The sequence below is a fragment of the Flavobacterium sp. HNIBRBA15423 genome (assembly GCF_052655965.1).
Window position 1 is genome coordinate 2,369,024 of record NZ_CP199751.1, and the last position, 15,522, is coordinate 2,384,545.

Sequence of the window (15,522 nt, forward strand, 5' to 3'; positions counted from 1 at the left end):
TAGATAATCAAGTTCGATTTATAAAAACTATTGAACTCAATCATAGTTTTGTAGTGTAAATTCCTAAATGAGAAGATTACTTTTCTCATTTCAAAACTCAATTTTATTCGTTTAATTATGAATAAAATACTATTGATACTTTAGGAAATGCCTATTAAAATTGAAAACAATTGATAATTGATGATGTCCAATTGTATCTGAAAAAGGGTTGTTATTTGTAGAAATAGTATAACCATAAAACACATTTACATCACCAAATAATCCTAAACCGATTTTTGGGATGATTACTACATCTTTTTCTTTAAAGTCTGTTTGATATTTTACTTCTAGTCCTAAATTTATCCAATTAGCATTGGCTTCATAACCTATTTTAACTCCATATAAGTTTTTTCCCTTATTTGGAAACCATTCTAAAGCACTATAAAAATCATTAGAAAAAAAACCTACATCTCCATAAGTACATTTATGAAGAGCTAGACCTATCTCAGTATATACTTTTCTTTGAAATCCTCCACCTACTCTAATAGAAATTTGCTTTTCAGATGTAACCAAACGATTATAAAGTAAAGGTTGTAAACTATCTTTTTGGGATTCTTGTCCAAACACATTAAAACCTGTGCAAATAATAATTATAAATAAACATTCTTTTATCATTTTATATTCTTTATTTGTATGTATTTATGAACAAAAATTTTGCTTATATAATTTATAAATGTGAAAAAAGAACTTTTAATCGGCTTTCACTAACACCTTTTCATAAGCTCTTCTCGCATTTCCTCTAAAATAAACTTCGCCACAAAAAATATAACCCAATCTTTCAAAAATGGCAATCATGGCATTATTATCAAAATTAGTATCCGCTTTTACACTATAAACATTATTTTGTAAAGCAAATGTTTCTATATAACCAATCATTATTTTAGCTAAACCTCTTCCTAAGTAATCTTCTGAAATAGCAACACGATGAAATACTACAAAATCTTCATTTGTGAGCCACTTTCCAATTATTTTTTCATACTCGGGTTCATCATTAATTAATACTGCTGTATAACCTATGATAGTTTCATTGTTTGTCAGTACAAAGCCAACTCCTTTTTCAATATCATTTTGAATGATTTCAGGATTGGGATAACCATCTTGCCATTGATTACTACCCTCTTCTTTTCTTCTTTGTATGGCTTGTTGTAAAATCTTCCATATTTGAGGAATTTCTGAAAGCAATGCTTTTCTAAAGTGGTAATTAGTATGCATAAATTATTATTTTATTAAATAGAACTCTTCTCTTAATTTTAAAGGAAACAATATTTTTTATCAAAACTAGTTCAACCTCACAAGATTTAAAGATAAGAAGGAATGCAAAACACATCTTGATTCCAAATTGTATCAATTATTAGTAATTAAATTCTGATATATCAGGTAAAATTAAACGAAAAGAGGGTAAGAGCAAAAGCCTTACGGATTTTTTTAAGATTTTTCTTTTTTACAGTCTATAAATAAGAATTAAGAATTGTCTATTAGTTCAAATTGATGGATTTTAATTTTTAATTTAATAACAATAATTTAACGAAATAAACATGTTTTTATCAGTAATTAAATGTAAATACAAATAATTTTATGTTATTCAATCTTGTTTTCTACTTTTTTACTGGTTTCTCATTTACCTTCTTTAGCTATTTCTTTTAAAATCAGTTGTTTCAATGTGTTTTATTTGAATTAAAAGAATTATTTTTGCACTCCGAAAATCAACTCTTAACCAAAATACCCCAATGAGAAAAAATTACATTCTGCTCTTAATAATCATGATAATAAACATAACTGGTTATTCTCAAGATATCGATTTAAAAAAAGGAAAAGTTTTAGTTAACCACAAAAGCGTTTTTAATTTTGACAAAAGGAAAATGGGAAGTGAAATTTCTCTTTTCAAATTAGATACGACAACCGAAGTCATTTACATTGAAATAAACAACAACAATACTATTTCTTATTTAGACGATGATTTTGTGAGAGTGGTTTTCCCTAAAAATGACGTAACTATAGAGTCTACATTATTAATTAATAAAAACTTCAAAGAAATCATTCAATTATTATTTATGAATAATGTTATTGATATGGACGGAAATATCAATGCTGAAAACTTAGAACTTTTTAGACAAAGACAAAATAACAGAAAAATATAATAACCATCTTACCTAGGTTATATATAAAGCACTTTACTAGAATTATTAGTAAAGTGCTTTTTTGTTAGGAGTGCTTTATCTACATTTTGCAAATAAAAATTTATCTTCAGTAGTACAAATAACAATCTTTATACTATTAATTATTAACTAAAAGTATATAAATATTTACTAAAAGTATATTTTAAAATATCTTAATTATCATTTTTAATAATTTTAGTAAATATTTATATACTTTTTATTTATTTTTATACTATAAAAGTAAATAATTATATGAAAAAAGGTAAGCATAATATAAATACAGGTAAATTATTGAGTGATTTTTTTACAAAAAACAGAATCAATAAATCACAGTTAGGCAAGGAAATAAACAGAGATGGTGTTTCTATCTTAAAATATACTCAAAATAGTAGTGTGCAAACAGGTATTTTAATTGAACTTTGTTATGCCTTGAATCATAATTTCTTTCAAGATATTGCCAATCAATTACCCGATAATTTTACAGTTTATAATCATAAAGAAGATGAAATCGAATTATTAAAAGATGAAATCAAAGTCTTAAAAATTCAAAATGAATTATTAATGAAGATTATATCTTGAATTTGAATTTTGCAATTGTAGTTGAGAGTGATTTTTGCCATTGATTTTTCTTTTTTCTTTTTGTACTTTAGCGAACCAATTAAAAATACAACAACAAACCATACATGGACTTAAATTTTAATAAAAACGAAGACCACAATAAACTACTCCTTTCCGATTTAAAACAACGTTTCGCACAAGTAAAACTAGGTGGTGGGCAAAAACGTATTGACAAGTTGCATGCTGAAGGCAAAATGACAGCTCGTGAACGTATTGATTATTTACTAGATGAAAAAGCAAAGAGTATAGAAATTGGTGCTTTTGTAGGAGATGGCATGTATGAAGAACACGGTGGTTGCCCATCTGGTGGTGTGGTTGTAAAAATAGGTTATATTCAAGGAAAACAATGCATAGTTGTAGCAAACGACGCTACTGTAAAAGCAGGTGCATGGTTTCCTATTACAGGAAAAAAGAATTTAAGAGCGCAAGAAATTGCCATAGAAAATAGGTTACCAATCATTTACCTAGTAGATTCTGCTGGAGTTTATTTACCAATGCAAGATGAAATTTTCCCTGACAAAGAACATTTTGGTCGTATTTTCCGTAATAATGCAGTGATGAGTAGTATGGGAATTACCCAAATTGCAGCTGTAATGGGAAGTTGCGTAGCAGGTGGTGCTTATTTGCCAATTATGAGCGATGAAGCTTTGATAGTTGACAAAACAGGAAGTATTTTCCTAGCAGGAAGTTACTTAGTAAAAGCAGCCATTGGTGAAAGCATTGATAATGAAACTTTGGGTGGAGCAACTACACATTGCGAAATTTCGGGAGTTACCGATTTTAAAGCAAAAGACGACAAAGATGCTTTAGATAGAATAAAAAATATAGTGGGTAAAATTGGTGATTTTGATAAAGCAGGTTACAATCGTATAAAAACTGCTAAACCCACCTTAGATCCAAAAGATATTTATGGCATTCTTCCAAAAGCACGTAATGAACAATATGATATGAAGGAAATTATCCATCGCTTGATAGATAATTCCGAATTTGATGAATATAAAGCAGGTTACGGACAAACGATTATTACTGGTTATGCACGTATTGATGGTTGGGCTGTGGGAATAGTAGCCAATCAACGTAAAATTGTAAAAACAACAGCTGCTAAAACAAAGCCAAGCGAAATGCAATTTGGTGGTGTAATTTATTCCGATTCTGCTGATAAAGCCACACGTTTTATTGCCAATTGTAACCAAAAGAAAATTCCATTAGTCTTCTTACAAGATGTAACAGGATTTATGGTTGGAAGTAAAAGTGAACATGGAGGAATTATTAAGGACGGTGCCAAAATGGTAAATGCAGTTTCTAATTCGGTTGTACCAAAATTCACCGTAATTGTAGGAAATAGTTATGGAGCAGGAAACTATGCCATGTGTGGAAAAGCATACGATCCAAGGTTAATTTTTGCCTGGCCAAGTGCAGAATTAGCTGTTATGGGTGGAGCACAAGCTGCTAAAGTATTAATGCAAATTGAAGCTTCTTCACTAAAAAAACAAGGCAAAAAAGTAGATGAAAAAGTAGAACAAGAATTGTTTGACAAAATAAAAGCACGCTACGATGCACAAGTATCTCCATACTATGCTGCCTCACGCTTATGGACTGATGCCATCATTGATCCACTAGATACAAGAACTTGGATTTCTATGGGAATTGAAGCTGCCAACCACGCTCCTATTGAGAAACCGTTTAATTTGGGTGTGATACAGGTTTAAAAAAATTAAAAGTTAAAAATTATAAATGAAAGTAAATTGTACGTTTGCTTTTGTTTCTGATATAGTAAAAAAGAATACTAATAACTTCATGCAACTATCTCAAAAACAAACTCGTCTATAATAGTATAAAACAAATTTAGGATGAAGAAACAATTACAATTTAAAAAAGAGACTTTAGCATTTATAAAATCGGTGAAAAATAAAACCATTCTTTTATGCTTCACTTTACTTCTTATTAAATGTGGTTCGGTTTCAAAGCATAATGCTAGTTTAGATGACCTTATTACTCCAAAAAAATTGCAAAAAGATGTTGATTTCACGTATCGAAAACTTCAAAAAATGCATCCAAAATTGTATTTATACATCGATAAAGAACAGCTCGATTTCAAATTTGATAGTTTAAAAAAAGCAATTACAACTCCATTAACTAGTTATGATTTTTATACCAAATTAAGTCCAGTCGTTGCCGAAATTAAACAAGGACATACTTTTACTTTTCCTAAAATTAAAAAGTTTTCTAAAGACAAGCAAAAGCAATTAAAAAAAGAAATAGATCCTTTTAGCCAATTTGAATTTGAAATTTTCAACAACAAACTATATGTCACTGAAAATAATTCGAAAGAAAAAAACATATATATTGGTGATGAAGTAACCCAAATTAATGCAAATCCTGTTGATAGCATTCTAAAAGTCTATAAAGAAAGAATCACTTCGGATGGTTTTAATACTACTTTTCAAGATAAAATGATTGCAAAACGTTTTGGAATTTTTTATTCCTACAATAAAGGCATTCAAGATAGTATAAAATTACAATTCAATAAGGACAAAGAATTTTGGATAAAAAAAATTAAGAAAGATTCTAACTTAGTTCTTTCTAAAAAGGATTTAAAAAAAACAACCAAAACTCATAAAGATAGTCTCATAAAAGTCAATAAAGAAAAAAGCAAGTATGGTTATGATAAAGAGACCAAGAAAAACAACAGAACTCTTACTTTCATAGAAAAAGATAGTACAACTGCTTTAATGCAAATAAAAGGATTTAAAATTGGAAATTTCAGTGCTTTTTACAAAGAATCTTTTGAATTATTAAAAAAGGCAAAAACCAAAAACTTAATTATAGATATAAGAGATAATTTTGGAGGACGATTAAATGAAATTGATAATTTATATAGTTATTTAACAACAGATTCTACTTATCAATTTGTAAATCCATCACAAGTAACTAAAAAAACAAGTTTGCTAAAAAATGATTATTTTAAAGGATCTAAACCTTTAGGATATGTTGTAAAAGGAATTCTTTCACCTTTTTATTATTCTTATATGTTTTTTAAAGTGCATAAAAATGAAGATGGTAATTATTATGTCAATATGAATACAAAGGAAAAAAAAGCAAAAGAAAATAGATTTACTGGCAAAATTTATGTGTTAATTAATGGTGGAAGTTTTTCAGCATCTAGTGTCTTATCTACTAAATTAAAAGGCACAAATAGAGCAACATTTATAGGTGAAGAAACTGGAGGCGAATATAATGGAACTGTAGCAGGTCTTATGCCAAAAATAGAACTACCAAATTCAAAAGTACAAGTAAGAATAGGTTTAATGTATGTAAATGCATCTGAAAAAACAGACCTTACTGGTCACGGAATCTATCCTGATGTTACTATTTTACCAACAATAGAAGACCGCATCAACAATAACGATCCTGAATTGAATTATGTATTAGAAGTTATTAAAGAAAAAACAAATAAAGAAGTTGTAAAAATGGAGTGATTAAAAATTATTTAAAATAAATTCGTTCTAGTAGAGTAAATGTTAACTATAAAAATTCTATTCTCTTCAATCTTATAAATAATTTTAAAATTCCATTTGGGGAAAAATCGAATTGTTTCATCATCAAATAAAGGTTCTTTAGGATATTTTTCTGGAAAAACATTTAATGAATCACTAATTTCTAATAAAGTAGTAATTACGTACTCAGCATTTTGAGGACTATTTTCAAAAATATAATTATAAATTAATTCCAGACTCTCAACTGATTTATCTGACCAAATTACTGGTTTCAGTTTCATTTTTTAAATAACTTTTTCTTTATGTCTTCAGAAGTATACCCCTCGCTATCTTCAGAGGCTAATAAAATGGTTGCAATTTCATTTTTATACCCTTCTTCTGAAAGCAAATCTCCAGAAATCGAGTAGAGATAACCTTCTTCATTCAATAAACTATCAATTTTATTTAAAATGTTTTCATTTTGAATATCTAAAATTCTATGAATGATACTTTTTCTATGTGCTTCAATATTCATAATTAATACGTTTGTAACAAATATAAATATTATTTCAATTACTTTATCTTTGCGAAATGTTAAAGACCTTTTTCCAACCTTTCAATACCGATATTTCAAGTATTCCATTACCTGAAAAATTCACGTTTCCATTTTACTACGAACCACATGAACTGAGTATTCTTGCTTCAAAAGAATTACAAGATTATTTAGAAAATCAAACCGATTTTGAACATAATTTTGGTTTACAAGAAAATCAAGAAGGATTAGTAATTGGAAAAATGTTTGGTGTTTTAGTTTGCCAAAATAAAAAAGAAGAATTAGGTTATTTATGGGCTTTTTCAGGAAAATTAGCCGAAAACAATCATCACGACAACTTTGTTCCTCCTGTTTTTGATATGTTGCAACACGATGGTTTTTTCAAAAAAGAAGAAGAAGTTTTAAATAGTATAAATCGCGAAATTGAAGAACTTAAGAAAGCTTCTGATTATCTTTTAGCTAAGGAGAATTGGGTTACAACCCAAAAAAAAGCAAAAGAAGACATTCAAAATCAAAAAGACAGAATCAAAACTTTAAAAATCACTCGTGATAAAAAAAGAAACGAAATTCCTGCAAATTTAACGGCAACTGAAATAGAACAATTTGAATTAGAATTAGCAGAAGAAAGTAAAAAAGAAAGTATTTTGTTGAAAAAAATGACTAAATACTGGAATTATCAAATTGAAAATGCTCAAAAAGAAGTAACAGTTTTTACTACTAAAATTTCCGAATTAAAAGAACGAAGAAAACAAAAATCAGGAGAATTACAACAACAATTGTTTGATAATTATTCGTTTTTAAATCAAAATAAAGAACTAAAAAGTGTTGGACAAATTTTTGACAACAATCCGCCTGCCGGTGCTGGAGAATGTGCTGCTCCAAAATTAATACATTATGCATTTAAAAACGATTTAAAACCTATTGCTATGGCTGAGTTTTGGTGGGGACAATCACCAAAGTCGGAAGTTAGAAAACACAAACATTTTTACCCAGCTTGTCGAAGTAAGTGTGAGCCTATTTTAGCACACATGTTAGAAGGTATTCTTATGGATGACAATCCTTTTTTAGAAAATCCTGCTGAAGGAAAAGTCATTAAAGTAGTTTTTGAAGACGAATATTTAGCAGTTATTAATAAACCAGCAGAATTTCTTTCTGTTCCTGGGAAAAATGTAAAAGATTCGGTTTACCAAAGAGTAAGAGATTTATATCCAAATGCCACTGGACCATTAATTGTACACCGTTTAGACATGTCAACTTCTGGTTTATTATTAATTGCTAAATCAGAAGTAGTTTATAAAGATTTACAATCGCAATTTATCAAACGAACTATTCAAAAACGTTATGTGGCTCTTCTTGAAGGTATTATTACAAATGATGAAGGTTTTATCGATTTGCCTTTACGAGTAGATTTAGACAACAGACCCAACCAATTAGTATGTTATGAATATGGGAAACCAGCTCAAACCAAATACAAAGTAATAGAGCGAAAAGAGGGAAAAACACGCATTCACTTCTACCCTATTTCTGGTCGAACGCATCAATTACGAGTGCATGCTTCACATTCTTTAGGATTAAACTGTCCTATTGTAGGTGATGATTTATATGGAACAAAATTAAACAGATTACATCTACATGCAGAAGAAATAACGTTCAAACATCCTATTTTGAAAGAAAATATTACTATTTTTGAAGAGGCAGAATTTTAATTATATACGTCACACTGATACCATTTTTAAGAAATACAAAATGAAAAAACTACTTATCATAGGATTATTGACATTGGTAACCCAAAATCTAACAGCACAAAATTTCACTCGAAGAGATTCTTTACAAGGAGGATTGCGTTTTGAACGTAATTGTTTTGATGTGCAACGTTATGATTTGAACATCAAAATAAATCCAGAAGAACGAAGTATTGTTGGTTATAATGATATTTCTTTTAAAGTAGTAGCACCTACAAAAAAAATTCAACTGGATTTATTTGATAATATGAAAGTAGATTCTATTGTTTGGAGCAACCAAAAATTAAAGTACAAAAGAGATTTTGATGCTGTATTTATTAGTTTCCCAAAAGAATTAGCCAAAAATGCAAATGAAAAAGTTCGTTTTTATTATTCGGGTAACCCAAAAATAGCAAAAAACGCTCCTTGGGATGGTGGTTTTGTTTTCAAAAAAGATAGTAATGGAAAAGATTTTATAGCAGTCGCTGTACAAGGAACAGGAGCTAGTTTATGGTATCCTGTAAAAGACTCACAAACAGACGAACCTGATAATGGAGCATCTGTAAAAGTAGCGGTTCCAAATGGCTTAATGAATGTTTCTAATGGCCGTTTTATAAAAAGAGAAGCGATTAATAACGATTATACACGTTGGGATTGGGAAGTAAAAAATCCTATTAATAATTACACCATTACAGTAAATATTGCCGATTATATTCATATTCATGATGAAATGGGTAATTTAGACTTAGATTATTATGTTTTAAGAGAAAATAAAGACAAAGCAATTGCACATTTTGATGCAGATGTAAAACCAATGATGGAATGTTTTCAGGCAAAATTTGGACAATATCCTTTTTGGGAAGATGGCTATAAATTAGTAGAAACTCCTTATTTAGGAATGGAACATCAAAGTGCTGTTGCTTATGGTAATAAGTATAGAAAAGGCTATCTAGGAATGGATTTATCAGGAACTGGTGAAGGCATGAATTTTGACTTTATTATTATTCATGAAACAGGTCATGAGTGGTTTGGAAATAGTGTGACTAGTAAAGATATTGCTGACATGTGGATTCATGAAGGTTTTACAACTTATAGTGAAACTGTTTTTATTGAATGCGAAAAAGGCTATGAAGCAGCCATGAAATACATTAACGGACAAGCAAAAAATGTTCAAAATGATAAGCCAATTATTGGTCAGTTTGGAGTAAATAATGAAGGAAGTGGCGACATGTATTATAAAGGAGCTTTACTCTTAAATACATTAAGACATGTTGTTAATAATGACAATAAATGGTGGGATATTCTTTTAAAGTATTCTAATACTTTTAAAAAGAAAATCATTGATACACAAACTGTAATTGACTTTTTTAATAAAGAAACAGGACGCAATTTAACACCCATATTTAATCAGTATTTAAAATATACTACTATTCCAAAATTAGAAATAAAAGGCTACAAAAAACGTTTTCAATACAGATGGGTTACTGAAGAACCTAATTTTAAAATGCCTGTTGATATTATGATTGGAGATAAAAAAGTTCGATTAAATCCAACCAATGAATGGCAAAAAGCAGGTGAATTAATTACAAACTACAATGACATAAAAGTGTTGACTAACCATTTTTTTATTAAAACGAATTTATAATAGAAATAATAATAGAATATGTAAAAACAGTTTTTATTCTCTATTTAGTAATATTTTCTAAAGTTTGAGTTCTATTTAGCTTTCCAGTTTTTGTTTCAATAAATTTTGACACAAAATAAATTGCTTTTGGTTTTTCAAATTTATCTAAATGATCAAAAATAGTTTTAGGAATTTCCTTTTCGTTAGATTCAATAACCAGAATTAATTTCTGGCCTAGTTTTTCATCTGCTTCACTAGCTATGAAAAAACGGTCGCTAATATAGTCTTGCAATTTTGTTTCTATTTGCTCTGGAAATAGTTTTACTCCACCACTATTTACAACACTATCAATTCTACCTAACCATTGAAATTCATTTTCCGAAATTAAATTCACAACATCATTAGTAATAACATCTTCTGCTAAAATTTTTGGAGCGTGAATTACCAAACAATCTCTATCATCTTTAGAAACACTAATATGAGGTAATGTTTTAAAATTCTCTGTTCCTATTTTTTTAACAGCAACATGAGTAATCGTTTCTGTCATGCCATACGTCTCAAAAGCATTTATTTTTTTCTTCTTTAATTTTTCAATTAAGTCTTTTGAAACTGGTGCTCCACCAATTATTATTTTTTTAATATGCTTTATTTTGTCTAACGAATTTTCCACTTGTAAAGGAACCATTGCTGCAAAATCATATTCTTCATCATTAAATGCTAATGGTTTGCTATCTACTGTTGTAATATCTAATTCTAATCCTAAAATTAAAGCTCTCACTAGCATCATTTTTCCTGCAATATATTTGGCAGACAAACATAATAAAGCTTTATCTCCAGGCTCTAAATGAAAATAATCTCCTGTAGCTAAAGCTGATTGAATCATGGCATGCTTTTGTAAACGAATCAGTTTTGGCTTACCAGTAGTGCCAGAAGTTTCCACTTCTATATATAAATCATCATCTAACCATTCTAATAAAAAATTACCTATATGCTTTTCATAATCATCTCCTTCTTTAATAAAACTATAAGCAACTCGACACATATCATCATAATTTAAATGAAAGCCATTTAATTTAAACCGATTGTGTACATTTTTATGAGTTAAAGCATCTAATGTTGTTCTTGTTTCCATAGTATTACGAATTAGATTGATTAGGAGAAACTGTTCCCAATAGTTTTTCTTTCCAATTATTCCATTTGTAAACTTTTGAGAAAATAAATAATAATATTGGAAAGATAATAAAGATAGGAATTATAATCTCAAATGAACCAGAAGGTTCAGAAACATCTTTAAAAATAGAATGTGTTTGAAAAGCGGTCCAATCTGCAGTAACTAATAATGCACCAATAAGATTATTGGCTGCATGAAAACCCAGAGCTAGTTCTAATCCTTCATCCATTAAAGTAAGTATACCTAAAAACAAACCTGTTCCTATATAATAAATCATAATAACTGGTCCTATTTTTCCAACTTCAGGATTAGCTAAGTGCATTAAGCCAAACATAATAGCTGGAATTAAAAGAGCTATTATTCTACTTTTGGTTACTAAAGCTAGTCCTTGCATTAAATTTCCTCGAAATAAGTACTCTTCAAAACTAGTTTGTAAAGGAATTAAAATAATTGCAATTACTAAAAAAACGAGAAATTTTTGAGGTTTAAAATTAAATACAAAATTTTCTGGCTCAGCGTAATAAGCAATAAATGTCATTACCACAGTAATACTAGCCCAAAGAAAAAAAGAAAAGAAAATACGCTTAAAATCCACTTTATTCCTAGAAGTTGTTAAGCTTCTAATAGATTGACCTTGGACAAATTTCACCCAAAACCAGACAACAAACAGTCCTATTGCTAATGGAAAAATCATTAAAACAAAAGTTCCATTTACACCCATTTGACTAATGGTTTGTTTAATAATTTCATTAGTATCTATACCCATACTAAAAATATAATTCACAACCATTAATAAAAGAAAAGCTACTGGCAAAACAAAATATAAGATAGGATGTGCTTTGAAATTTTTAACTTGTTCTAGATACATATTTTTACAGATTTTAATGTGGGATAAAGTTACATATTTTGTAACAAACTATAATATCATTTTCTTTGTATAAAATTATAATTTATGATAACCATTTACCACAACCCAAGATGTACTAAATCAAGAGAAGGTTTAGTTGAAATAGAATTACTTGAAAAACCATTTACCATCAGAAAATATATTGAAGAACCATTTACAAAAGAAGAACTAACAGAAGTTATTCAAAAATTAGAAATTAAACCTTTAGAATTGGTTCGTACTAAAGAAAAAATCTGGATTGAACACTATAAAGGAAAAGAGTTATCAGATAAAGATATCATCGAAGCTATGCTATTACATCCAAAATTAATTGAACGTCCAATTGTTGTTAATGGAGACAAAGCAGTTATTGCAAGACCAAAGGAGATGATTAACAAAATCATAGGAAATATTTAACAAACAATTGGGAAATGTAGCTTAAACCTAAGTCTAAATTTGCTGTCTTATAAGGAAAATAATAAATTAACCATGCTTAAAAGACTACAAATTTTCGCCCTATTCCTATTTACAATGGTGGTTTTTGCCCAAAAACCAGATGCAAAAAAAATAAAAATTACAGGAAAAATTCTTGAAAAAGGAACCAATTTACCATTAGAATATGCTACTGTGGTTTTCCAAGATGCAAAAAATCCTGAAAGATTAAATGGAGGTGTAACAGACTTAAATGGTAATTTCAATTTTGAAGTTATTGCTGGAACATATAATGTTCGTTTTGAATATATTTCTTTTAAAACAGTTGAAATAAAAAACAAAACCTATAATACAAATACCGATTTTGGCACTATTTATTTAGAAGCAGACATTGCTCAATTAGCAGGTGTTGAAGTTATAGCAGAACGTTCCACAGTTGAAATAAAATTAGACAAACGCGTTTACAATGTTGGTAAAGACATGATGGTAAAAGGAGGAACAGTTAGCGATGTTTTAGACAATGTTCCTTCAGTTACAGTAGATGCAGAAGGAACTGTAGCTTTAAGAGGAAATGAAAATGTACGAATTTTAATTGATGGTAAACCATCCGGTTTAGCAGGTATTAATATTGCTGATGCCTTAAAACTATTACCCGCAGATGCTGTAGAAAAAGTAGAAGTTATAACAAACCCATCAGCTCGATATGATGCTGAAGGAGGTGGTGGAATTATCAATATCATTTTAAGAAAAGGAAAAGCACAAGGCTTAAACGGTTCGTTTGTTTTATCTGCTGGTGATCCAGAAACTTATGGTGTAAGTTCAAGTTTAAATTATAGAAGTGACCATTTTAATTTATTTTCAAATACAGGATATAATTATAGAACTTCAAAAGGAAACTCTTTAACTGATTCTCATTATTTATCCACAACAGCAAATCCAGAAAGCATTTTCATAGATGAAAGAAGAACAAATGAGCGTTTGAATAAAGGTTATAACACTAATTTTGGGATTGAATTATTCCTAAATGAATCGACAAATTGGACCAACTCTTTAACTATAAGAGATGGTAGAGGTGAAAATCCAGACAATGTTTTCTTCTACAATTTTGATGCAAACAGAAATCCTACTTTTACAAGAAATCGCTTTAATGACCAAAAAAGTAAAGATTTTACTTTTGAATATGCTACTAATTTTACAAAGAACTTCAAAAAAGAAGATCACAAATTAACTATTGATATGGCTTTCTCTCAAAATAGAGAAAAAGATAATTCAATTATAAATGATCAAATTATTGGTAATCCAACTTCTCAATTTGTAGAAAGAACATTAAATCCAGAAGATCAAAAACGTAATCTTTTTCAAGCAGATTATGTGTTACCCATAGGTAAAGATTCAAGATTTGAAGCGGGTTATAGAGGAAACTTCCAAAAAAACATAACCGATTTTCAAATTGATTCTTTAGATATAGCTGGCAATTGGATACGTAACGACATTTATTCTAACCTCCTTGAATATAAAGAATATGTAAATGCATTCTATATGCAGTATGGTTCAAAAATTGATAAGTTTTCATATTTTTTAGGAGTACGTTTTGAAGATAGCAATATTGAAGTAAATTCAATTTCTGCTAATGATTATAACACTAAAAAATACAATAACTTCTTCCCTACTGCTACTTTAAATTATGAGTTTTCTGAAACAAGTAGTGTGAGTTTAAGTTATAGCAAAAGAATTAATAGACCTAGAGGACGTTTCCTAAATCCTTTTTCAAGTTATTCTAGTAGAATTAATATTTTTAGAGGAAATCCCGATTTAAATCCAGCTTATACTAATGCTTTTGATTTAGGTTATTTAAAAAGATGGACTAAAGTTACATTTAATACTTCTGCCTATGTAAACGTAACAGATGATTCTTTTCAATTCATTAGAAGAGAATCAGGTCTTTTAGTTGAAGGTGTTCCTGTTATAGAATCTACTCCTATTAATCTAGCCACAGAAATAAGAGCAGGTTTTGAATTTAATGTGAATTATTCTCCTTTTAAATGGTGGAGAATAAATACCAACTTTAATTTATTCAGAAACGAAACAAAAGGAGATTACAGTTATATTAATTCCTTAGACGAATTAGTGGTACAAAATTTTGATAATACAGCAACAAGTTGGTTCACTAGAGTTTCATCAAAAATATCTCTACCGTATAAAATTGATTGGCAAACAAATGCTACATATAATGCTCCTGAAAATAACGCACAAGGTAAACGTTATTCTATTACTAGTGTTAATTTAGCTTTTAGTAAAGATGTATTAAAAGATAAAGGTACAGTAGCTTTAAATATAAGTGATTTATTTAATTCAAGAAAAAGACGTTCTGAAACAAATTTAGAAAATATTACCAGTTATTCTGAATTTCAATGGAGACAAAGACAAATTAATCTTTCCTTTACTTATCGTTTTAATAAAAAGAAAAACGAGAGAGAAAATCAAAGAAGAAATGGTGATGAAGGTGGAGATGAATTCATGGGATAAAATAAAAAAAGGACTGAAATTCAGTCCTTTTTTTATTTTTTGAAACAAAGAATATTTATTCTTGTTCCTGTTGTTTTTTTGCTCTTTTTTCTTTGATTAATTCAACAATAGCACCACCTAACCAATAAGGTACAAATGAAGCTAAAAATATCATTAACCAAAAACCAATAGTTAAAATGGTTAAGAAAAGTAAAAAACCTAAATACTGATCAAATTCAAACATGTTTTCCGGAATTTATGAATTCATGCCAAAGATAATAGTATTTATTTTTTTTAGCAATATAATAACAGTTTTTATTTCTGTAGCAATAAGTTTAATT

15 protein-coding genes are annotated in these 15,522 nt (G+C 28.6%); 8 read left to right on the forward strand and 7 right to left on the reverse strand.

The window, feature by feature from the left end; translation table 11 throughout:
- Window positions 1-129 precede the first annotated feature (129 nt).
- Both ACULEV_RS10635 and ACULEV_RS10640 read right to left on the reverse strand, forming a co-directional pair.
- Window positions 130-654, reverse strand: coding sequence for a hypothetical protein (locus tag ACULEV_RS10635; protein ID WP_445455034.1), 525 nt, complete (start codon window positions 652-654; stop codon window positions 130-132).
- Between the two features lie 75 nt (window positions 655-729).
- Window positions 730-1,251, reverse strand: a complete 522-nt coding sequence (locus ACULEV_RS10640; RefSeq protein ID WP_445455035.1) for a GNAT family N-acetyltransferase — start codon at window positions 1,249-1,251, stop codon at window positions 730-732.
- Window positions 1,252-1,766: 515 nt separating this feature from the next.
- On the opposite strand from ACULEV_RS10640, the gene ACULEV_RS10645 reads away from it, so the two are divergent.
- The 4 genes from ACULEV_RS10645 to ACULEV_RS10660 all read left to right on the forward strand — a co-directional run bounded on the left by ACULEV_RS10645 (window position 1,767) and on the right by ACULEV_RS10660 (window position 6,292).
- The gene (locus ACULEV_RS10645) at window positions 1,767-2,177 is read left to right on the forward strand and encodes a hypothetical protein (RefSeq protein ID WP_445455036.1); all 411 of its coding nucleotides are present in this window, start codon (window positions 1,767-1,769) and stop codon (window positions 2,175-2,177) included.
- Window positions 2,178-2,447: 270 nt separating this feature from the next.
- Complete coding sequence (locus ACULEV_RS10650) at window positions 2,448-2,774, forward strand: hypothetical protein (protein ID WP_445455037.1); 327 nt, start codon at window positions 2,448-2,450, stop codon at window positions 2,772-2,774.
- 104 nt (window positions 2,775-2,878) lie between these two features.
- Window positions 2,879-4,522, forward strand: coding sequence for an acyl-CoA carboxylase subunit beta (locus ACULEV_RS10655; RefSeq protein WP_445455038.1), 1,644 nt, complete (start codon window positions 2,879-2,881; stop codon window positions 4,520-4,522).
- Between the two features lie 141 nt (window positions 4,523-4,663).
- A complete protein-coding gene (locus tag ACULEV_RS10660; RefSeq protein ID WP_445455039.1) occupies window positions 4,664-6,292 on the forward strand; it encodes a S41 family peptidase in 1,629 nt (542 codons plus the stop codon).
- An 11-nt stretch (window positions 6,293-6,303) separates the two neighbouring features.
- Here the strand turns inward: ACULEV_RS10660 and ACULEV_RS10665 are convergent, their stop codons facing one another.
- Both ACULEV_RS10665 and ACULEV_RS10670 read right to left on the reverse strand, forming a co-directional pair.
- On the reverse strand, window positions 6,304-6,591 hold the full coding sequence (locus tag ACULEV_RS10665) for a type II toxin-antitoxin system RelE/ParE family toxin (protein WP_445455040.1): 288 nt from the start codon (window positions 6,589-6,591) through the stop codon (window positions 6,304-6,306).
- Window positions 6,588-6,824: a hypothetical protein gene (locus ACULEV_RS10670; protein ID WP_445455041.1), complete on the reverse strand. Its 237-nt coding sequence runs from the start codon at window positions 6,822-6,824 to the stop codon at window positions 6,588-6,590. The genes ACULEV_RS10665 and ACULEV_RS10670 overlap by 4 nt, the downstream gene beginning before the upstream one ends.
- Window positions 6,825-6,880: 56 nt before the next feature.
- Between ACULEV_RS10670 and ACULEV_RS10675 the strand changes: the two genes are divergently transcribed.
- Window positions 6,881-8,548, forward strand: a complete 1,668-nt coding sequence (locus ACULEV_RS10675; protein ID WP_445455042.1) for a pseudouridine synthase — start codon at window positions 6,881-6,883, stop codon at window positions 8,546-8,548.
- Between the two features lie 40 nt (window positions 8,549-8,588).
- Window positions 8,589-10,208: a M1 family metallopeptidase gene (locus tag ACULEV_RS10680; protein ID WP_445455043.1), complete on the forward strand. Its 1,620-nt coding sequence runs from the start codon at window positions 8,589-8,591 to the stop codon at window positions 10,206-10,208.
- Between the two features lie 40 nt (window positions 10,209-10,248).
- Here ACULEV_RS10680 and ACULEV_RS10685 read toward each other — a convergent pair whose 3' ends face one another.
- The gene (locus ACULEV_RS10685; RefSeq protein ID WP_445455044.1) at window positions 10,249-11,319 is read right to left on the reverse strand and encodes an AMP-binding protein; all 1,071 of its coding nucleotides are present in this window, start codon (window positions 11,317-11,319) and stop codon (window positions 10,249-10,251) included.
- A gap of 4 nt (window positions 11,320-11,323) precedes the next feature.
- The gene (locus ACULEV_RS10690) at window positions 11,324-12,226 is read right to left on the reverse strand and encodes a lysostaphin resistance A-like protein (protein ID WP_445455045.1); all 903 of its coding nucleotides are present in this window, start codon (window positions 12,224-12,226) and stop codon (window positions 11,324-11,326) included.
- Window positions 12,227-12,310: 84 nt separating this feature from the next.
- Here ACULEV_RS10690 and arsC point away from each other — a divergent pair, with 84 nt between their 5' ends.
- Together arsC and ACULEV_RS10700 are read left to right on the forward strand one after the other, a co-directional pair.
- Complete coding sequence (arsC, locus tag ACULEV_RS10695; RefSeq protein ID WP_445455046.1) at window positions 12,311-12,661, forward strand: arsenate reductase (glutaredoxin); 351 nt, start codon at window positions 12,311-12,313, stop codon at window positions 12,659-12,661.
- A gap of 114 nt (window positions 12,662-12,775) precedes the next feature.
- Window positions 12,776-15,202: a TonB-dependent receptor domain-containing protein gene (locus ACULEV_RS10700; protein WP_445455047.1), complete on the forward strand. Its 2,427-nt coding sequence runs from the start codon at window positions 12,776-12,778 to the stop codon at window positions 15,200-15,202.
- Between the two features lie 55 nt (window positions 15,203-15,257).
- On the opposite strand, the gene ACULEV_RS10705 is transcribed toward ACULEV_RS10700, so the two are convergent.
- On the reverse strand, window positions 15,258-15,425 hold the full coding sequence (locus tag ACULEV_RS10705; RefSeq protein WP_445455048.1) for a hypothetical protein: 168 nt from the start codon (window positions 15,423-15,425) through the stop codon (window positions 15,258-15,260).
- Window positions 15,426-15,522 lie beyond the last annotated feature (97 nt).